The organism is Alteromonas sp. S005, assembly GCF_036864475.1.
Lineage (GTDB): Bacteria > Pseudomonadota > Gammaproteobacteria > Enterobacterales > Alteromonadaceae > Alteromonas.
On the sequence record NZ_JAZETN010000003.1, the window covers coordinates 108,310 to 127,795 of the forward strand.

At 45.0% G+C, this 19,486-nt stretch carries 19 protein-coding genes; 11 read left to right on the forward strand and 8 right to left on the reverse strand.

Annotation, left to right across the window (positions count from 1 at the left end):
* Position 1: 1 nt before the first annotated feature.
* Positions 2 to 664, reverse strand: coding sequence for a glutathione binding-like protein (locus V7R55_RS05750; RefSeq protein ID WP_334058147.1), 663 nt, complete (start codon positions 662 to 664; stop codon positions 2 to 4).
* Between the two features lie 53 nt (positions 665 to 717).
* Positions 718 to 1,179, reverse strand: coding sequence for a nuclear transport factor 2 family protein (locus tag V7R55_RS05755; protein ID WP_334058150.1), 462 nt, complete (start codon positions 1,177 to 1,179; stop codon positions 718 to 720).
* Between the two features lie 144 nt (positions 1,180 to 1,323).
* Here V7R55_RS05755 and V7R55_RS05760 point away from each other — a divergent pair, with 144 nt between their 5' ends.
* Positions 1,324 to 2,226, forward strand: coding sequence for a LysR family transcriptional regulator (locus tag V7R55_RS05760; protein ID WP_334058152.1), 903 nt, complete (start codon positions 1,324 to 1,326; stop codon positions 2,224 to 2,226).
* 242 nt (positions 2,227 to 2,468) lie between these two features.
* Positions 2,469 to 2,933: a GNAT family N-acetyltransferase gene (locus V7R55_RS05765; RefSeq protein WP_334058153.1), complete on the forward strand. Its 465-nt coding sequence runs from the start codon at positions 2,469 to 2,471 to the stop codon at positions 2,931 to 2,933.
* A gap of 151 nt (positions 2,934 to 3,084) precedes the next feature.
* Here V7R55_RS05765 and V7R55_RS05770 read toward each other — a convergent pair whose 3' ends face one another.
* The 5 genes from V7R55_RS05770 to rne form a co-directional block, all read right to left on the reverse strand.
* Positions 3,085 to 3,894, reverse strand: a complete 810-nt coding sequence (locus V7R55_RS05770; protein WP_334058155.1) for a haloacid dehalogenase type II — start codon at positions 3,892 to 3,894, stop codon at positions 3,085 to 3,087.
* 80 nt (positions 3,895 to 3,974) lie between these two features.
* Positions 3,975 to 4,652, reverse strand: a complete 678-nt coding sequence (locus V7R55_RS05775) for a response regulator transcription factor (protein ID WP_334058157.1) — start codon at positions 4,650 to 4,652, stop codon at positions 3,975 to 3,977.
* 44 nt (positions 4,653 to 4,696) lie between these two features.
* Positions 4,697 to 6,268: a sensor histidine kinase gene (locus V7R55_RS05780; RefSeq protein WP_334058159.1), complete on the reverse strand. Its 1,572-nt coding sequence runs from the start codon at positions 6,266 to 6,268 to the stop codon at positions 4,697 to 4,699.
* Between the two features lie 231 nt (positions 6,269 to 6,499).
* Positions 6,500 to 7,642, reverse strand: coding sequence for an oxidoreductase family protein (locus tag V7R55_RS05785; RefSeq protein ID WP_334058161.1), 1,143 nt, complete (start codon positions 7,640 to 7,642; stop codon positions 6,500 to 6,502).
* Positions 7,643 to 7,748: 106 nt separating this feature from the next.
* Positions 7,749 to 11,249 (reverse strand): ribonuclease E, encoded by a 3,501-nt coding sequence (rne, locus tag V7R55_RS05790; RefSeq protein WP_334058162.1) that lies wholly within the window; start codon positions 11,247 to 11,249, stop codon positions 7,749 to 7,751.
* 811 nt (positions 11,250 to 12,060) lie between these two features.
* Here rne and rluC point away from each other — a divergent pair.
* Positions 12,061 to 13,002 carry a 23S rRNA pseudouridine(955/2504/2580) synthase RluC gene (rluC, locus tag V7R55_RS05795; protein WP_334058446.1) on the forward strand — a complete coding sequence of 314 codons (942 nt, stop codon included), beginning with the start codon at positions 12,061 to 12,063 and terminating at the stop codon, positions 13,000 to 13,002.
* 9 nt (positions 13,003 to 13,011) lie between these two features.
* The gene (locus tag V7R55_RS05800) at positions 13,012 to 13,713 is read left to right on the forward strand and encodes an HAD family hydrolase (RefSeq protein ID WP_334058448.1); all 702 of its coding nucleotides are present in this window, start codon (positions 13,012 to 13,014) and stop codon (positions 13,711 to 13,713) included.
* Positions 13,714 to 13,765: 52 nt separating this feature from the next.
* Here V7R55_RS05800 and V7R55_RS05805 read toward each other — a convergent pair whose 3' ends face one another.
* Complete coding sequence (locus tag V7R55_RS05805; protein WP_334058165.1) at positions 13,766 to 14,386, reverse strand: Maf family protein; 621 nt, start codon at positions 14,384 to 14,386, stop codon at positions 13,766 to 13,768.
* A 153-nt stretch (positions 14,387 to 14,539) separates the two neighbouring features.
* Between V7R55_RS05805 and yceD the strand changes: the two genes are divergently transcribed.
* From yceD to acpP, 7 genes are all read left to right on the forward strand, one after another.
* Positions 14,540 to 15,073 (forward strand): 23S rRNA accumulation protein YceD, encoded by a 534-nt coding sequence (gene yceD, locus V7R55_RS05810; RefSeq protein WP_179983187.1) that lies wholly within the window; start codon positions 14,540 to 14,542, stop codon positions 15,071 to 15,073.
* Between the two features lie 3 nt (positions 15,074 to 15,076).
* The gene (rpmF, locus tag V7R55_RS05815; protein WP_012518206.1) at positions 15,077 to 15,247 is read left to right on the forward strand and encodes a 50S ribosomal protein L32; all 171 of its coding nucleotides are present in this window, start codon (positions 15,077 to 15,079) and stop codon (positions 15,245 to 15,247) included.
* Positions 15,248 to 15,262: 15 nt separating this feature from the next.
* A complete protein-coding gene (gene plsX / locus V7R55_RS05820) occupies positions 15,263 to 16,288 on the forward strand; it encodes a phosphate acyltransferase PlsX (RefSeq protein WP_334058168.1) in 1,026 nt (341 codons plus the stop codon).
* Entirely contained in the window at positions 16,285 to 17,250 is a 966-nt protein-coding gene (locus V7R55_RS05825; protein ID WP_014949212.1) for a beta-ketoacyl-ACP synthase III, read from the forward strand. The genes plsX and V7R55_RS05825 overlap by 4 nt, the downstream gene beginning before the upstream one ends.
* Positions 17,251 to 17,349: 99 nt before the next feature.
* Positions 17,350 to 18,279: an ACP S-malonyltransferase gene (gene fabD / locus V7R55_RS05830; RefSeq protein ID WP_334058170.1), complete on the forward strand. Its 930-nt coding sequence runs from the start codon at positions 17,350 to 17,352 to the stop codon at positions 18,277 to 18,279.
* Between the two features lie 9 nt (positions 18,280 to 18,288).
* Positions 18,289 to 19,029, forward strand: a complete 741-nt coding sequence (gene fabG, locus V7R55_RS05835; protein WP_334058172.1) for a 3-oxoacyl-ACP reductase FabG — start codon at positions 18,289 to 18,291, stop codon at positions 19,027 to 19,029.
* Positions 19,030 to 19,228: 199 nt separating this feature from the next.
* On the forward strand, positions 19,229 to 19,468 hold the full coding sequence (gene acpP, locus V7R55_RS05840) for an acyl carrier protein (RefSeq protein ID WP_012518211.1): 240 nt from the start codon (positions 19,229 to 19,231) through the stop codon (positions 19,466 to 19,468).
* Positions 19,469 to 19,486: the final 18 nt, after the last annotated feature.

Here is a 19,486-nt window from a genome sequence, read left to right on the forward strand (position 1 = left end):
CCTAATTGCGAGCTGGAGCAATATCAGATGACGGCATTGGAACAAAACCGTTTAAGCTTTCGATAGCCCTTAGCCATTCAATTATGTGAGGGTGCTTTTCTAGCGATATGCCACCTTCAGGGGCGTGAGCCATGTAAGAATACATAGCGATATCTGCGGCGGTGACGTGATGACCTACTAGAAAAACACTTTTCGAAATTGATAGATGCGCTTCCATGTTTTCAAGCAATGTAGCGCTGGTGGCAAGTACAGTGGGAACATGAACTGTTGCGCCAAACACGTATTCTAATCGCGCGGCAGCGGGCCCTCTAGCAAGTTCACCTGCTGAAACCGAGAGCCAACGTTGAATAAGCGCTTTTTCTTTGGCACTTTTTCCTAACCAATAATCACTGTCTGCATATGCGTTGATTAAATAAACCAAGATGGCATTAGAGTCAGCCAAAGTGATATCGCCGTCAGTTATCACGGGGACTTGTTTGAAAACGTTAAGTACACTAAAACGCTCACTTTTGTGCTCGCCACTGGCCATGTCAGGTTCAACGGTTATAAAAGGAATGGCGTTGAGCGCCATAAATAGCGACACTTTATGACAGTGGCCAGACTTAGGGTTTTGAATCAAAGTAATAGGGTGTTGGAGCTTAACTTTATTTATTTGGGGCATCATGGGGGTATTTCTCACAATAGGCATAGTTAGATTAATGTCGTCACTGAACTTGTTTATAGTTCAAGCTCCGACAGTGAAGGAAAGTCGTCGGGGCGACGGTCACCATCCCAGGTAAATTTTCTATCACCCTCAGCAATAGGATGTTCGTTAATACTGGCTATACGCTTTTCCATTAGCCCTTCCGAGTTAAATTGCCAATTTTCGTTGCCGTAAGCTCTGAACCATAGTCCAGAATCGTTTTTGTACTCATAGGCAAAGCGCACCGCAATGCGGTTTGAGCCAAATGTCCATAGCTCTTTTACCAATTTATAATTGAGCTCTTTGTTCCACTTTCGCGTTAAAAAACTCACTAATTGAGCTCGCCCTTCAATGAACTCTGCGCGATTTCGCCAGCTACAGTCGAAGGTATAAGCACCCGCAACTTTTACCGGGTCTTTACTGTTCCAAGCGTCTTCAGCAAGGCGCACTTTTTGCGCTGCGGTTTCAAGTGAAAATGGTGGTGTTGGCGCTCTCATAAATGTCTCCTCGTGTTATCGGTCTGTGGTTTATCAATATTGTTTGAATTGAAAGTGCGAATTAGCTTATGGAAATACTAATGCTTTCTTTTCGTTTAATAATTGGCTATTTTTAAAATTCATAATTTCAAATAGTGAAATAATATGGATAAGCTTTTGTGCATGAGAGTGTTTGTCGAGGCGGCTAAATCGGGTAGCTTTGTAGGGGCTGCAGACACATTGTCAATGTCAGCGCCTGCAGTTACTCGCTGTATTGCACATTTGGAATCTCAGTTAAATACAAGGCTTTTTCATCGAACCACACGACAAATAAAGCTGAGCGAAGTGGGAGAGCACTACTTAAGTCATGCCTCACGTATATTGACCGACATTGAACAAAGTGAAGCTGCGGTATCTGGCTTAGATCTCGCGCCACAAGGTGAACTCAATATAACTGCGCCTATATTATTTGGAGAGCGTTACATAACGCCGATTATTTCTCAGTTCCTGAAGGATTACCCTAATATTTCAATTAACGGTCATTTTCACGACGATGTCGTGAATTTGATTGATAATAATATTGATGTAGCAATACGAATTGGTAAGCCGAAAGATTCATCGCTTTATGGTGTTACTGTTGGGTATGTAAGGCGCGTAACCTGCGCTGCACCTGCTTACTTAGAAAGCAACGGGCCCATCAAGAAACCGGAAGATTTAAAACAGCATAGCATTTTGTTTCCTACGAGATTCAACGAACCTGTCGTATGGACCTACCACAAAGGCGGCAAAGCTATACCCATTAAGCTTACACCTCGCTTTCAGTCTAACCAAAATAGAGCGGCAATTAATGCTGCAAAAGATGGTGTAGGTGTTGTACGGCTTATGTCTTACCAGGTTGCTGATGCGCTTAAAAGTGGTGAATTGGTTAGCTTGTTAGACGATGTGGAAGATAACAAGTTGCCTATTCAAGTGGTGAGTGTTGAAGGACGAAAAAACCTCACCAAAATTAAAACCTCCATCGACTATGTAAAGGCCGGATTAGCAAACAATGAATATCTTAACCCTTAGTGAGCATCCAAAAGGTTAGGGGGAATTGCGATAGGGGATGCTGCTTATAATTACAAAATAAAACTGTTGTGCTAATCCAAAGCAATTCTGTTTAATGTGAGCTTGATACGCTTTGTGAGTAAATAGCAATGGGTTACACTACGGCCGTAGCTCATAGCTTTAGTCTTTTACTATCGCGTTTTTAACACCACAAGTCATTGTGCGCTATAAAAACGTTAATAATAGAAATTCATCGGGGTAACATGGTTTCTTGGCAATCACTTACATTTAATGAACTTACGAATCACCAACTCTTTGACCTGCTTAAGCTGCGAGTCGATGTTTTTGTTGTTGAGCAAAACTGCCCCTATCCGGAACTAGACGAAAAAGACCGCCATCCGCAAACCCATCACTTAATGGGTTTTGAAAATAATAAACTTGTGGCATGTGCACGCTTACTTGGTAAAGGTGTTAGTTATCCATCGGTAAGCATAGGCCGTGTGGCGACCAGTGAAGCCTTTCGGGGGAAAGGAGCGGGTAAAGCCCTTATGTGTGAAGCCATCAAACACTGTGAGTCGCTGTGGCCGGGGTGTGATATTGAAATTGGTGCGCAAGAGTATTTAAAACGCTTTTATGAAAGCTTTGGTTTTGAGGCAACTTCGACGATGTACTTGGAAGATGATATCCCTCATATAGATATGAAGAGGCAAGGCACCGCAAAAGCATAGCTCGGAGACTAGCTCGAAAAATCGGTTAGCATGACCTTACAGCCTTGGCTCGGGCGCCTAGCTAGAGTGTTAAGCGAGCTTATTTACTCTTGCCAACCGATTAGCGGTGCTTTTATAGGTATCTAGATATTATCAATTAAGACCCGAATGCTTATTTCGCATTCGGTAGTTGAGATACGAGCTCATCTAGCCCGTTCACTACAGTGTCAGGCGATAGCGCTAGAGGGTAGAGCACTTTGCCCGGTCGAGCGATAAACGCTGCTTGCCAGCCCGCCTGTTTAGCCCCAGCTATATCCCAACCGTGAGCCGCGACTAACATAGCGTCTTCTGCTGCTATGCCCATTTTATCAATAGCCCATTCATAAGTGCGTGTATCTGGCTTGTACAAGTTAATATCTTCAACGCTAAGTCGCTCGTCGAAGTAAGACAGTAGGTCTGCATTTTTAAACTGGGTATACACGCCCTTATTTGAGGAGTTGGTAAGGCTCACCAGTTTATAGCCCTTATCTTTTAACGCTTGCAAGCCATCGCGTACGTCTGGGTGTGGGGGTAGGCTTCGCAAAGGCGTGACAATTGCTGTTTTAGCCTGGTCTTTGGCTAATTCAATACCTTCAATTTCAGCAACCATTAATAGTGAGGCAACGCCAATTTCTCCAAAGGTATGGAAGCGACCAGTGGTTGAGTCGACCAGAGAGTGATGCAGCATGGTAGAGAACCAAAGCGGTAACAAATCATCTCTCCCTCCTAGTGCTTTACCTACCGAGCTGCGCATGGCGGTAAGGTCGAGAAGGGTCTCGTTTACATCAAAAAAGATAACTTTGGGCGCCCGCAATTGTTTTTTATCGACCTGTATTGCATTGGTATTGTCTGCTTGTGCGAAAACAGGTGATGATAAAAGGCCAAAGCCTAAAGCGGTTACGCAACATATTCGTGAGAGTAGTGAAGAAGGTGAACGGGCCATGATTATCCTTTATAGATTTGAACGAGTGTTCAAGTTAGGCGGGATAACACACCAATGCAATAGCTAATGAGACGAAACGACTATTTTCTGGTGGTCAACCGATAGCCGTTACCTCTCAAAGTTTCAATAAATATGGCATCACTGCTGTGAAGCTTTTGTCGCAGCCTACTGATATACACATCAACAACATTAGTTAGCGGATCGCTGTGGCTTCGCCATACTCGACTTAATATGCGTTCTCGAGACAGCACTTTTTCAGCATTTTCGGCGAAGTAATAGAGCATGTCGTATTCTAATTTCGTGAGTGTAATTTCCTCCCCTAACAGCGTCGCAATACGAGATTCGTCATCGATAGTTAATGGCCCGATGGTGAGGCCTAATGGTGTAACCGGTGTATTTGCCACTCTTCGGCTTAAGGCCGTAATACGCGCTAGCAATTCGTCAAAATCAAAGGGTTTACATAGATAATCGTCTGCACCTTGTTTTAAACCATTCACGCGCTCTCGTACTTCATCTACTGCTGTAAGAAGTAAAACCATAGGAGCATGAGGGAGAGATTTTATTGCAGGCAACAGCTCTACGCTATCTTCGTCGCCAAACATGCGATCGAGTACGATAATGGCGGGGGAGTCGTGTCGAATGCGCGTCACCAAGTTGTGCAATGCCGACTCTTCGATACACTCGAAGCCTTCCGCGCTTAAGCCTCGCGATAAAAAGCGGAGTAGTGGTGCTTCGTCATCAGCAATAAGAATCTTCATTATTGTTATGGTCCTATTCGATTGATCTTACTTAACGTTAATTACTAATCTTTGGGTATCGTGTGGTTTTGTAACACTGGAAGCGTCAACGTAAACTGCGAGCCTTTGCCTAATGTAGAATACGCACTTAACGTACCGTGGTGCGCCTCTGCGATGGCTTTAGCAATGGACAAACCCAGTCCCATTCCATTGCCTTTGCGCTTTAATCTAACGAAGCGTTCAAAAACGTGCTGCAAATCACTTGAAGAAATGCCGTCACCGTTATCAATGACTGATACGTTGATATTCGGGCCTTCACTCTCAACACGCAGCACAATGGGTGTTTCTGGATACGAGTATTTGTGCGCGTTTTCAATGAGAATGGTTAGTACCTGAGCAATTCTGTCTTTGTCCACGAGCACTTGAACCTCATTATTGGCTAGCCATTCAAGGTTTAAAGCTCTTGGCTTCGTGAATTTTTGCCACAACGCAATATTTTGCATAAGCAGGTTATGTAAATCCGATTTAACCAAATCTACTGTAAATTCGTGCATCTCGGCCCGTGCAAGCAGCAGTAAATCATCGACCAATTTACTTAAATTAACGGCTTGCTCGAGAATGGTTTCTAGCGTTTCTTTGTATATTTCTTTGCTAGCTGCAGCTTGCCTGAGAGTGACCTGTGCTTCGCCGCGAATAATGGTCAGCGGCGTACGCAACTCGTGACTAACATCGGCCATAAATTGGCGACGTTTAGCGTCTTGTTTTGTTAGTTTTTCATTAGCTTCTTTTAGTGCGCGAGTGCGGCTTTCCACTTCAAACTCTAGGTGCTTGCGATGGGCATCTGCCTGATCCTCGTGTTCTTTTAAACGCGCAATCATAGAGTTAAGCGCTTTCACCAAGTCAGTAAATTCGCTGTCTAACGTTTCAGGCAATCGGTAAAGATAGTTTCCTGACGCAATGGCGTCAGTGCCTGTACGAATGACAGTGAGTGGCTGGTAAAGGGCATTAAATAGCCAGTAGCAACCCAGCAAAATGAAGGGGCAGGTAATAAGGCCCAAACTAACCGTAAACCATACAATGCTGGTGTTGAGTGTTTCGATGCTAGCGTTTATGCGCGACACCACTCCTGTTTGGCGATTTACAGCAGAGTTAATGGCTTCCCTAAACTGATTGTCGATGGTGACTTCTAATAATGTTTGAAGACGCTGTTGTTGGTTAAGCGGAGTGTTATCGTTAGCAAGCGCGATGGCCCTAAATTCAGCCACTATGCTTCGAATGAGTTCTTCGAGTTCGTCAGTATCTTCTACACTCCCCAATGTTAACTCAAGCCCTAGTGCTTCACGTTGGTCAAGTTCCAGCAGCTTTATTCGGTTCAGCGAGTTTTCTATCTGTTGTTGCTTATTGCGTACTTTCGCTTGGTTTGCATTCTTACCAAAAATAAGCTCGTCGGTAAGCTGCTTAAAAAGTCGATAGGAAATACTTGATAACTGCTGATGCTCAGACAGCAGCGATTGAGCTAGCTGAGCTTGGGCTAAGTTTGTGCGTGTTAAATGGGCCGAAACGGCTGCACTGGCCAATGCAGTCAATAATATAAATGTGGACAGTAACCCAAACAGATAAAGTTTACGTTTGTACATGGCAACGGCATTATGATTGTTTGGCAATATATACGCGAAGATTTATGTAATGGTGCAGTTTTATTGTGATTAAACACAGTGAATACGAGTTGAGGAAGCAATTAGCGACTAGACGTTAATGCTTTATAAACAGAAGGTTGAAAAAGACGATTTACACAAATAAGAGCGCGGACAAAGAGAGTCACTATAAAAATACGAGCCTTATTAAGCGTGATATTAAAACGTAAACGTTTAGCGGTTGTGTTCTAACATGGTTAAGGCAATATTTGTTTGATATTGAAGTTCTTCATCTATTTTCCAGTGTTCTGGGCTCCAACCCGCTAAGAAGCGATAAAAGTCAGCACAGGCGAAGGGATACAAATACTTCCATTCAGCAATAATTAGGGCAATGTCAGCACGTGTGAAACGAGCTGAATTAACAGTGTTAGACAATCGGGCGTGTAGCGCATCATTGAGCGCTTGAAAGTAAGTATTAAGCAGTGTGTCACGATGCTTGATGTGGGTTTTAGTTGATAAGGCACTGCCCAAAAAGTACGCCACATCTTTTATGCCGACACCATAACCTACATACTGAAAGTCGACGGCGGCACAGGCGGAAAAATCTTCAGTAAAACAGAAATTAGCTACTTTAGCATCGCCATGAACTAGTGCTTGATAGTTAGCACTGGCTAACGTTTTGGCAATGCTAACTGCGTTTTGTTTTAGCAAGCTCTCTGGCATGGATTGGAACTCATCTTCACGGGTTGCTAAATGCCAATAAGTTCCTTCATGCCATAGCGTTAAATTACGGCTCTCAAATTCACTTCTCACATTCAGAAAGCGCGCGTGAAAGTGAGCTAACCATTTTAGAACTATTTCGCATTGCACTGGGGTAAGTGAAGAGGCTGTGCGTGAGTAGCCAGTGTGCGCTAAATCTTCCATAGCAAGAAGGGAGACTTCGCCCTGTTGGCTATGCCCTATATATTTAGCTGTACGGCATAAAGCATCAGTATGCGTTTGTAATTCGCTGTAAAAACAGTTTTCAACTTTAAAAGATTGGCACTTGCGATTGTGGCTAGCCTCGCCGTTCCAACCTTTGGGATGTGAAAGCGTGTTTGGCGGTGTGGCGCATTTTACTACAACCTTGGTAACTGGTTGGTAGTTGGCTTTGGGTAGGGTAGTTGGGCTATCTTGTAATTGCTGAATTTCATCTGAACGAGTAACGCTGACAATATTACTGTCTTGTGCTGTGACGTCGCTAGAATAGTCAAGTGTGGCGCGAAAGCACGCACCGTAACCACTCCAAAGAGGCTGAATTAGTTGCGTATTTAATACCCGTGCATTACACACTTGGCTTAACCAATCGATATATTGCTGGTTTACCGTGTCTGACATTTCTTACTCAATTAGAATTCGTTCTCAAAAGTACAAAAATAAACAAAAAAGCCGCTCGAAAGCGGCTTTTGCATTCTTAAGCTAGTAAAGCACTAGCTACTGAGGTTTACTCAGTCACAGCTGCCGCCTCAACAACGTCATTTACTGATTGAGGAAGTGTTGTAGCTGCTGATGCGCGCGAGTTCGCGTGCGACAAGGCTGCAGTTCTTCCCGATACAGCTAGTGCAGGTCGAGTATTGTCAGCTTTTGCCGTAAGCGCAACATCGACAAATGCGTCGTTCACCGCCGCTGGCAATGCCATAGGGTGAGATGCACCACGCTTGCCTTTTCCACTAGCAGCTAAACTAGGTGAAGTCGGCGCTGTTGTTACAGTGCGTTTTTCTTCAGTTACCGGCTCAGCTGGTTTGGCTTTTTCTGCTGGTACCTCAGTTTCAGATGGCGCATCTGCCAAGTTAATTTCAACTTGTTCTGGCGATGCTGGTTCATCTTTAGCTTCTGACGCTTTGTTTGAAGTCTCAGTATCAACAGTTTCACCTGTAGTGTCAGCGTCTGCTGCAGACGTGCTGTCTTCAGGTGTACTTGGTTGCTCAGCGCTTTGAGCTTCTTTGGGCTGTTCGGCTTCAGTGGCAGCATTTTCTTCTGCTGAAGTTTCTTCAGTAGTAGAAGGTTTATCTTCTACTGGCTCTTCATTCGCTGAAGCCTCATTACTCGCTGAAGCCTCATTACCCGCTGAAGCTTTATCACCCGCTGAAGCTTTATCACCCGCTGAAGCTTTATCACCCGCTGAAGCTTTATCACCCGCTGAAGGCTCTGCATCAAACTGAAGTTCGTCCTGAACGGCTTCCACATCAAGCTTGGCTTTTTCTTGCTTGCCTTGGTTAGAAACAGGCTGTTCGTCAGCTGGCGCTAGTTGACCAGGCTCTTGTGCTTGTGTTTCTTCAACAACAGGAGCGTCAGCTTTAGCAGTCGCTTCAACTTCAACCTCTGAGGCTTGCGGTGAAAGCTCGCCAGGTTGCTTAGCTTGAGTGTCTGCATCGTCAACTTGCTGCGCTTCTTTCTTACGACGTTGGCCTGCGGCACGAACATGGCGAGGTGAACGGCGCGAACGACCACGACCTTCACGTTTTTGACCTTGTTCTTCATTGTTGGCTTCACTGCTTGCATCAGTAGTCGCTTCAACAGCTTCATTAGCTAAAGAAGTTTGACTATCACTCTTAGTCGCATCCGATTGAGCCACTACTGGCTTAGCGTCTACAGGCTTTTCAGCTACTTGTTGTTCCGCTTGCGGCGCTGGTTTGTTAGCGTCCTGCTTTGACTCAACATTATTTTCAGCTGGCGTCTGCGTTTTTTCTACTTTAGATGACTTAGGTTTTGCATCAGCTTTTGGCTTCTGCTGTACCTGTGCTTCTTTTGGCGCAGAGGCTGTTTGCGCGTCGTTTTGTTCTGCAGTATTTACGGCAGTGTCATCTTTTTTCACACGAACGCTACGGCGCTTGTCACGACGTTTTCTGCGTTCAGCCACTTCACGCTTCTTCTGCGCTTGGTTTTCTTGCTGCTCGCCTTCGTGTTTTTCTTGCTTAGGCTTTTGCTGTTCATCGCGAGCCTGTTGCGCCTTGCGCGGCTTACGGCCTTTGTTGTTGCGCTTGTCGTCTTGGTCCTGACGCTGATCTCTTCGCTGGTCTTGATTCTGGTCTCTTCGATTATCGCCGCGAACTTTGCGATTATCTTTCTGCTCGCCATCACGGTTTTGATCTTTATCATGATCTCGGCCTTTAGACTGGCTGCCACGACGGTTGTTTTTATTGCGCGGCTTGCGACGACGGTCGTCGTTGTTGCGAGTGCGGTTGTTTCTATTTTGGTTACCAGACTGTCCTTTCTTGTCTTTATTGTTTTCTTCTTCGCTTTCGCTACCAAATAAGTCACTAATCCATTTGCCGAAACGTGCGAACAGCGAAGGTACATCGTCAGCTTTCTTCGCTGGCTCTTCTTTCGGCGCCACAACCGGTGCAGCCGTTGGCGCAACAAGCCCTTTAAGCGCGGGTTCTTCGCGTTTAACTGGTGCCGTGGTTGTCGTTTCTGTTTCAGCTTCTACTGCAGGCATTAGCTCTACGTCGTAGCTTGCGTCAGACACAACATCGTCCGGACGACGACGCAATACTTGGTAATGAGGTGTATCCAAGTTTGCATTAGGAATAAGCAGTAAATCTACGCCATGACGCTTTTCAAGAAGCTGGATAGACTTACGCTTTTCGTTAAGTAGATAGGTCGCAACTGGAACCGGCAACTGTGCTTCAATTTGCCCTGTATTTTCTTTGATGCTTTCTTCTTCCAAAATACGAAGAATAGACAGCGCCAAAGATTCTGTACCGCGAATAGTACCGTGACCAGAACAGCGAGGGCACACGTGGTGCGCTGATTCACCTAGAGAAGGGCGTAAACGCTGGCGAGACATTTCTAAAAGACCAAAGCGAGAAATGCGACCCAGTTGTACACGCGCTCTGTCGCTTCTTACCGCGTCTTTCATGCGGTTTTCGACTTCACGTTGGTGACGTACTGGTGTCATGTCGATGAAGTCAATAACAACCAAGCCACCTAAGTCGCGAAGACGCAACTGACGAGCAATTTCGTCTGCCGCTTCTAGGTTTGTGTTAAGCGCTGTTTCTTCAATATCACCGCCTTTTGTTGCGCGGGCAGAGTTGATATCAATAGAGGTTAGTGCTTCAGTTGGGTCGATAACAATTGAGCCACCAGACGGTAGACGTACTTCGCGTTGGAACGCAGACTCAATTTGGCTTTCGATTTGGTAATGGCTAAACAATGGTACTTCACCACGATAAAGCTTTACACGATTGGCAAAGTCAGGGCGCACTAGCTGAATGTGCTGTAGTGCTTGCTCATAAATGCTGGTTTTATCGATAAGGATTTCGCCGATATCGCGACGTAGATAGTCACGAATAGCGCGCACAATAACGTTACTTTCTTGGTGAATTAAGAAAGGTGCTTCGCGTTCTTCGGCTACCTCTGAAATCGCTTCCCAGTGTTTAAGCAGAACTTTTAAATCCCACTCTAATTCTTCGTACGACTTACCTACACCGGCAGTACGCACAATTAGGCCCATACCTTCAGGAAGGTCTAATTTGCTTAGTGATTCTTTAAGCTCAGTACGCTCGTCGCCTTCAATACGACGAGAGATGCCGCCAGCGCGTGGATTATTCGGCATAAGCACCAAATAGCTACCCGCAAGCGATAGAAATGTAGTTAAAGCTGCGCCTTTTTGACCGCGTTCTTCTTTATCGATTTGAATAATAACTTCTTGGCCTTCTTTAATCACATCTTTGATGTTTGGACGGCCTTCGAATTTGTAACCTTTAGGGAAATAAGTGCGGGCAATTTCTTTTAGAGGGAGGAAACCGTGACGCTCTGCGCCGTAGTCGACAAAAGCAGCTTCTAAGCTTGGTTCAACACGGGTAATTTTACCCTTGTAGATGTTGGCTTTTTTCTGCTCGTGCCCTGGGCTTTCAATATCTAAATCGTACAACCGTTGCCCATCAACAAGGGCAACGCGCAACTCTTCTTGCTGAGTTGCATTAATTAACATTCTTTTCATTGTATCTAACTCTGTTTTAGTACAGCCGTTAAGACACAAAATTAAAGTGACATGTGCAAACCCTCACCGCGCAACCTCACGGCTGGACGGGGACCTTGTTGTAGCGTCGCATTATCCCTGGTGGTTGGCCATGTCAGCACCGTTTTTAGTGCTTCGTTTCAACTGTTTTCGCTAGTGCCTTATTTTCAGGCAAAATCGCTAGCGAATTGTAATGGCCACACTGCTTTAAGGATGTCGGGAGCGATTAGCCCTTATTACTGTATTCTTTTTTACGAGCATTTTTATATGCTCGCTAGTCATTTAATTCTGTTAGTTAACGGCAAACTTATTTTATGTTCGCAAGCAATGGCGGTTGCTTTATCACGGCAGTGTAGTCGTTGCCTCTCTAGCTTGGTTGGTCTGAAAAATGTTTTTTCATTGCGGATGCTACCAACGCGAACGCCATACTTTTTCGTTTTACAAGTGTGAGTAGCATCGTCGTTCTTTATAGATTGCTATCTCGTTCTCGTTTGTTGTTTTTATAACGCTGAGTTTCACGTTTCTGAAAGGGCTTTTTTTACCACTTACTGTCAAAAACTAAATTGTGAATATTACCGTTCAAAAAACGACGTTAATTATCGCACCAAAACCGCAAATTTAGCAAGGAAAGCAAGTGAATAAATTGTGTATATCTCAATAAGTAGGCTGTGTACTGAGTACAGACGAATGGCAAAAAGTTGCCTTTGGTTAAAATTGCGACGATAAATGCTTTTTTCAATTATTTATCACTTTCAATTAGCCCAGAGAAATACCAATGAGGTATACTCTGGGCATGAAAGAAGAAGCCCCCAAAAAAGTACGTTTTGTAACGGTTGAAGCCGATTTGGCTGGTCAACGTATCGATAACTTTTTGCGTACGCAGTTAAAAGGCGTACCGAAAAGTATGATTTATCGCATTTTACGCAAAGGTGAAGTGCGAGTGAACAAAGGTCGTGTTAAGCCTGAATACAAACTACAAGCCGACGATTTAATCAGAATTCCACCGGTTCGCGTGTCGGAAGGTGCGCCAGCGCCATCGCCTAAACTCGATAAAATTGCAGCACTTGAGTCGCACATCCTATTCGAAGACGACCGTATACTTGTTATCAACAAGCCTTCGGGAATGGCCGTTCACGGTGGTAGCGGTTTAAGTTTTGGTCTCATAGAGGGTTTGAGAGCCTTGCGACCCGATGCCAAGTTTATGGAGTTGGTACATAGACTTGACCGCGATACCTCTGGCTGTATTTTAATTGCTAAGAAGCGTTCTGCTCTTCGTCACATGCACGAGCAACTTCGCACGGGTAAAATGGACAAGCGTTATAATGCTCTGGTTGCAGGCGAATGGCCTAAAACTCGATTTAAAGTTAAGGCGCCGCTTCGCAAGAACGTGCTTCAATCGGGTGAACGTATGGTGAGTGTAAGTGACGATGGTAAACCGTCAGAAACTCGCTATCGCATATTAGAAGAGTACGCAGGGGCCACCTTAGTTGAGGCATCGCCTATTACGGGCAGAACTCACCAAATTCGCGTTCACTGTTTACATGCAGGGCATCCTATTGCTTGCGACCCAAAATACGGTGATCCGGATTTTGACGCGGCAATACGCCAGAAGGGACTGAATCGACTGTTCCTTCACGCTCGCAGTATTTCACTCATACATCCGGCCACAGAAGAGCGAGTGACCTTTACGGCCCCTTTAGATAATACGCTCTCGAATACACTAAAAGCGTTGTAATCTATGTATATGAACGATCAGGCTGCGATTTCACAGCCTAAAAAACCGTTAAGCGAAAAAAAGCCCAAGTATAAACTGGTCATATTTGACTGGGACGGCACATTGATGGACTCGGCGGCGAAAATCGTCAGCTGTATGCAGCTTGCTGCAAAGCAGTGTGATATGCCTGTTCCTACCTATGACGAAGTAGGCCACATTATCGGCATAAGTTTAAAGCCCGCCATTAAGCAGCTTTTCAATATCAAAGACGATGAGTTAGCCGAGCGTTTAGTCGCCGCCTATAAAGAAGCGTTTGTTACCCGCGATACAACACCGTGCCCGCTATTTGAGGGCGTGGAGCAGCTACTTGTTAATTTGAAAGAAGCAGGATGTACACTAGCCGTGGCGACGGGAAAAGCGCGCCGAGGTCTTGATCGAGCGTGGGCACAAACAGGGACGGGACCTTTCTTTAGCGCGTCACGCACCGCCGATGAGGCAGAATCCAAGCCTTCGCCTGACATGCTCCTACAGTTACTTGATGAACTGGGCTATGAAATAAAAGATGCCGTGATGATTGGCGACACAACCTACGATATGCAAATGGCAAAAACGATCGGTATGGATAGGATAGGGGTGTCATACGGCGTGCATGCACAGGTTCATTTAGAAGCATTGAATCCTGTGGCGCTTGTACACTCTATAGTTGAACTAGAAGCAGCGCTATTTAAATAGCGCTGCTTCTAAAGAACTGCCTTGATAGCGTAGCTCTGGTTGAATTAATGGTTCACTGTGCAGCCATTGCTAATAAATCGACATCGAAATGTACATCCAGTAATTCATTTAGCAGCATTATAGGAAGACCGATTAAACTGTTAGGGTCGCGGCTTTCTATTTTATCAAACAGTAATACACCCAATCCTTCGCTTTTAAAACTGCCGGCACAATCAAGTGGTTGCTCTTTGTCTACATAAGCGCGAATGGCAGCTTCACTGTTATGGCGAAAGAAAACGCGTGTTTCATCTACCTGTGTTATCGTTTTATTGATACTGGGTTGGTGAAGGCAAAGTGCAGTATAAAATAACACTTGCTTTCCTTGGCATGCCGTCAGCTGTTTTACAGCATTTTTAAACGTACCAGGCTTGCCAAGTAGCTGCGGGCCCGCATCGGTTTGGACCAAAGCTACTTGATCACTACCTATAATAATGGCGTCGTTATTTACCTTTTCTAATTCAGCGGCAACCTTGTGCGCCTTTTGTTCGGCTAAACGTAAACTCAATGCAGTAGGGCTTTCGTTTGCAAAGGGCGTTTCGTCAATATCTGGTGCGTGGGTGTCTACCTGAATACCAATGTTGGCGAGCAACATTTTTCGGTATTGCGATGATGAGGCAAGAACAAGGGAGGCCACAATTACTCCTTTTATAAAATCAACATGTTGCGTACTTTCAGTTAATAGCGCAATGTTACATTATCACAGCGTGCGACATACAGTGTTTTATTATAGGTTAAAACGCAATTTTGCTTTGACAGGAAGGGGTTGACCCTATATCATGCGCGCCCTATGCAGAAAGTGAAACTCCCTCATTCGGTTGAACCGACTAAAAGTGCCATGAAACGTTCCGATTACCGGGGCGTGATTGCGTCTAAAGATATGGAACGATTGAGTGAAGCAGTTGTCCGATGCAGTGACTATGTGGACGCAGAAGTACAGTTCGAAAAAGACGCGCAGGGTCTTACTGTTTTTCACGGTCATTTAGCCACGCAGGTAACACTTATCTGTCAAAGGTGTAATGGTGAACTCGATTATCCCGTGGAAGCGGAATTCTGTTTTACTCCAGTGCAGGGAGAAGAACAGGAAAGCGATGACATCATTCCCGAGGCTTACGAACCGGTAGAGGTCAACGACCACGGAGAAGTTAATCTGCTTCAAATTTTTGAAGACGAGCTACTGTTATCATTGCCTATTGTGCCCCTTCATGCAGAGTCGGAGTGTACAGTAAAGCAAGACGATATGTCGTTTGGAAAGATTGAACCGGAACAAGAGCGGCAAAACCCTTTCGCGGTTTTGAAAGAACTTAAGCGAGACCAGGAGTAAGTTATGGCAGTACAACAAAATCGTAAAACGCGTTCTAAGCGCGGTATGCGTCGCTCACACGATGCATTGACAGGCGCGACTTTGTCTGTCGATTCAACGTCGGGCGAAACTCACCGTCGTCACCACGTGACCGCTGACGGTTATTACAAAGGCAAGAAAGTAATCGGCGCGTAATACGGCGACTACATTTTGTCTAAACTAACCATCGCGTTAGATATCATGGGGGGCGATCATGGTCCCCCTGTTATCCTTTCTGCAGCCGTAAAGGCTATCCAACTTCATTCCGATGTACATTTCGTACTGTGCGGTGACGAAGAAATCATCAGCTCGAGCTTACAACCCCTTACCAATGTTGAACGCAACCGCGTTACTATAAAGCATTGCTCACAAGTGGTTGAAATGGGCGAAGCGCCTACATCAGCGCTAAGAAATAAAAAAGACTCTTCTATGCGTCGCGTTATCGAACTCGTTGAGAGCGGTGAAGCAGATGCGTGCGTAAGTGCAGGTAATACCGGTGCACTACTTACCTTGTCTTTCTACTTACTAAAAACCTTATCAGGCATTGATAGGCCAGCGCTTATCAATATGATGCCTACGACAGGACACCATAACGTTTTTCTCCTTGATTTAGGCGCTAATGTAAACTGCACGCCCGAGATTCTTTTTCAGTATGGCGTTATGGGTTCAGTGCTCGCGCAAGAGGTGGCGGGAATAGCATCGCCACGGGTGGCTCTATTGAACGTGGGCGAAGAAGATATCAAAGGCAACGCACAGGTAAAGTCTGCCGACCAGCTTTTCAAGGATGCGCCAGGTATCAATTACATTGGTTATGTAGAAGGTGACGACATTTTCACCGATCATGCCGATGTAGTGGTAACAGACGGTTTTACCGGAAATGTAGCGCTTAAATCGAGCGAAGGACTGGCTAAGTTAGTGATAAACGAAGTAAAACGCCAGTCACAGAAAAACTTTTATACCCGATTATTGGCAAAAATTGCCTTCCCATTACTGAAATCTATCTATAACAGCGTGAACCCCGACCAGTATAACGGTGCGAGTCTGATAGGATTGCGCGGCATTGTTATCAAGAGTCACGGAAATGCACAAAAAGACGCCTTTTATTACGCCATCGTGCAAGCAATGAAAGAAGCAAAGATGCATTTACCTGAAAAGATAAAGACAAAGATAGAAACGGTATTGTTGGAGCAGCTTTGAGCAAATATTCACGCTTTATAGGAACAGGTAGCTATTATCCCAGCGACGTGCGTACAAACGCAGATTTAGAGCAAATGGTGGACACCAGTGACGAATGGATCACTGACCGTACCGGGATAAAAGAGCGACGTATTATTGGAGCAGATGAAACCGCTGCTACCATGGGAGCAGAAGCCAGTAAAAAAGCCATCGAGATGGCAGGCATTGACCCGAAATCTATCGACATGATTGTGTGCGCTACCACGAGTGGTCGCTATGCGCTTCCAAGCACAGCATGTGAAATTCAACGCATTCTAGATATTGATGGTATTCCTGCCTTTGACGTAGCTGCTGCGTGTGCAGGCTATTGCTATGCATTAAGTGTTGCCGATCAATACATTAAGTCTGGAATGGCGAAACGTATTCTTGTAGTCGGTACCGATTGTTTAAGCCGTTTGATAAACCCCGAAGACAGAACCATGGTTATCTTGTTTGGCGATGCGGCAGGCGCAACGATTATTGAAGCAAGTGATGAACCTGGTATTCTTTCAACACATATCAACGCATCAGGCTCTCACGGCGATTTGCTGTACGTAGGCAATCCAACCCGTGGTGATGAGCAGTCTGTTCACGAAAACTGGGGTGTGATGCGCGGTAACGAAGTATTCAAAGTTGCGGTCACCAAGCTTTCAGAAGTGGTTGAACAAACCCTTGCTGCGAACGGCATGCAAAAATCTGATCTTGACTGGTTAGTGCCTCACCAAGCAAACTTTAGAATTATTAAAGCGACAGCTAAAAAGCTAAATATGTCTCTTGACCAAGTTGTGCTTACGTTAGAACAGTATGGCAATACCTCTGCTGCTACCGTGCCAACAGCGCTTGATACCGCTATAAGAGACGGCCGCATTCAACGCGGACAGCATTTATTACTAGAAGCATTCGGAGGCGGATTTGCTTGGGCATCAGCGCTTGTTCGCTATTAGCCTTGCAGATATTTGCCTTGGTGATTTTTGCCTCGATAGGGGCACTCCAACTCCGACGTTTTCTCGTTTCTAGTAAATTAAAAATAATAAGGAATCGACATGACAAAGACAGCCTGTGTATTTCCAGGACAAGGTTCTCAAAGCGTTGGTATGCTTAAGGAACTCGCCGAGACTTCTCCTATTATCGAGGGGACGTTTAAAGAAGCGTCTGACGCACTTGGGTATGATCTGTGGGATTTAGTTCAAAACGATGCAGACGGTAAACTCAATGAAACCCATATTACGCAGCCAGCGTTACTTGCAGCAAGTGTCGCAATATGGCGCGTAATACGCGAGCAGGGGATAGACGTAGATTACTTAGCAGGTCACAGCCTTGGTGAGTATTCAGCGTTAGTTTGCGGCGGCGCCATGGATTTTGCTGATGCTATTAAGCTTGTAGAGGCTCGTGGTAAATATATGCAAGAAGCTGTACCAGCCGGTGCGGGCGCTATGTATGCCATTATTGGCTTAGACGATGCGGCCATTGCTGATATTTGCCAGCAAACTGCGATTGCTACAGGTGATGTAGTCGCGCCAGTTAACTTCAACTCTCCAGGACAAGTCGTTATTGCTGGCGAAAAGAACGCAGCTGAACAAGCGGCTAATGCATGTAAAGAAGCGGGCGCTAAGCGCGCACTTCCTCTTGCAGTAAGCGTTCCTTCACACTGTGAGCTAATGCGCCCTGCTGCAGATAAGTTAGAAGACGCGCTATCGTCATTGAACGTTAATGAGCCTGCAATCAATATTGTGAATAATGTTGATGTCACCATTGAAACCCAAGGTGATGCAATCAAAAACGCGTTAGTAAGACAACTTTATTGCCCCGTTCAATGGACTCGTACTGTTGAATATCTAGTGGCAGCGGGTGTTGAGCGTGTTATTGAAGTAGGTCCTGGTAAAGTACTTACCGGATTGAACAAACGTATTGATAAGAGCCTTACGTCTCTTGCAGTTAATACACCTGATGGTGTTGAAGCATTAAAACAATAAGGAAACGCAATGAGTCAATTAGACGGTAAAATTGCGCTTGTTACCGGCGCAAGCCGCGGTATAGGTAAAGCGATTGCCACACAACTTGCACAACAAGGTGCTACGGTTATCGGTACTGCAACCAGTGAAAACGGTGCGCAAACAATCAGCGACTATCTTTCTGAGTTTGGCGGCAAGGGCTTTGCGCTTAATGTCACCGACAAAGAAAGCGTTGACACAACATTAAAAGCAATTAACGAAGCCTTTGGTAGTATCGATATCTTGGTCAATAATGCCGGTATCACACGTGATAATCTGCTAATGCGCATGAAAGATGACGAGTGGCAGGATATTATAGACACCAACTTAACCTCTATTTTTACAATGTCAAAAGCGGTACTTCGCGGTATGATGAAGAAGCGTTGCGGTCGTATTGTAAATGTCGGTTCTGTAGTGGGTAGTGCGGGTAACGCTGGTCAGGCAAACTATGCTGCAGCTAAAGCAGGGGTTATTGGTTTTTCCAAATCAATGGCTCGTGAAGTAGCTTCTCGTGGTATTACAATCAACGTTGTGGCACCTGGTTTTATCGATACTGATATGACAAAAGCACTGACCGATGACCAAAAAGAAGCCATTTTCAAAGATATTCCGGCGAACCGCTTAGGTGCGCCTGATGAAATTGCAGCCACTGTTGCCTTTTTAGTGAGCGATGGTGCAGCCTATATTACAGGCGAAACCATCCATGTAAATGGTGGTATGTATATGGGGTAAATTCGCAAAAATTGCGAATTTTCCCTAGTTTGGGGTGGTATTTACCCGAACTTGGATGTAAAAATAGTATTTTACGAATTTCGAATGTCGCTGGTTTGACCAGAAAATTTGTTTAAACTGGTGCTTGCAAGGATGCACCTTGCAAAATAAACTAGCGGCACTTTTATTATCTAGTGACGTTTAAGGGAAACCTAGAATTATGAGTAACATTGAAGAACGCGTTAAGAAAATCATTGTTGAACAACTTGGCGTGAAAGAAGAAGAAGTAAAAGCAGAAGCTTCATTCGTTGACGATTTAGGCGCTGATTCACTTGACACTGTTGAGCTAGTGATGGCTTTGGAAGAAGAATTCGACACTGAAATTCCTGACGAAGAAGCAGAAAAAATCACTACTGTTCAGTCTGCAATTGACTACATCAACGCTAACAAAGACGCTTAAGTCTTAATTAGCGATAAA

Coding starts and splice junctions, on each gene's coding strand:
- V7R55_RS05775 (WP_334058157.1), bottom strand. CDS start 4,652: ATGAAGATTCTTATTGCTGATGACGAAGCACCACTACTCCGCTTTTTA.
- V7R55_RS05780 (WP_334058159.1), bottom strand. CDS start 6,268: ATGTACAAACGTAAACTTTATCTGTTTGGGTTACTGTCCACATTTATA.
- acpP (WP_012518211.1), top strand. CDS start 19,229: ATGAGTAACATTGAAGAACGCGTTAAGAAAATCATTGTTGAACAACTT.
- V7R55_RS05755 (WP_334058150.1), bottom strand. CDS start 1,179: ATGAGAGCGCCAACACCACCATTTTCACTTGAAACCGCAGCGCAAAAA.
- fabG (WP_334058172.1), top strand. CDS start 18,289: ATGAGTCAATTAGACGGTAAAATTGCGCTTGTTACCGGCGCAAGCCGC.
- V7R55_RS05785 (WP_334058161.1), bottom strand. CDS start 7,642: ATGTCAGACACGGTAAACCAGCAATATATCGATTGGTTAAGCCAAGTG.
- V7R55_RS05765 (WP_334058153.1), top strand. CDS start 2,469: ATGGTTTCTTGGCAATCACTTACATTTAATGAACTTACGAATCACCAA.
- V7R55_RS05770 (WP_334058155.1), bottom strand. CDS start 3,894: ATGGCCCGTTCACCTTCTTCACTACTCTCACGAATATGTTGCGTAACC.
- fabD (WP_334058170.1), top strand. CDS start 17,350: ATGACAAAGACAGCCTGTGTATTTCCAGGACAAGGTTCTCAAAGCGTT.
- V7R55_RS05750 (WP_334058147.1), bottom strand. CDS start 664: ATGATGCCCCAAATAAATAAAGTTAAGCTCCAACACCCTATTACTTTG.
- V7R55_RS05760 (WP_334058152.1), top strand. CDS start 1,324: ATGGATAAGCTTTTGTGCATGAGAGTGTTTGTCGAGGCGGCTAAATCG.
- V7R55_RS05800 (WP_334058448.1), top strand. CDS start 13,012: ATGAACGATCAGGCTGCGATTTCACAGCCTAAAAAACCGTTAAGCGAA.
- rpmF (WP_012518206.1), top strand. CDS start 15,077: ATGGCAGTACAACAAAATCGTAAAACGCGTTCTAAGCGCGGTATGCGT.
- rne (WP_334058162.1), bottom strand. CDS start 11,249: ATGAAAAGAATGTTAATTAATGCAACTCAGCAAGAAGAGTTGCGCGTT.
- yceD (WP_179983187.1), top strand. CDS start 14,540: ATGCAGAAAGTGAAACTCCCTCATTCGGTTGAACCGACTAAAAGTGCC.
- rluC (WP_334058446.1), top strand. CDS start 12,061: ATGAAAGAAGAAGCCCCCAAAAAAGTACGTTTTGTAACGGTTGAAGCC.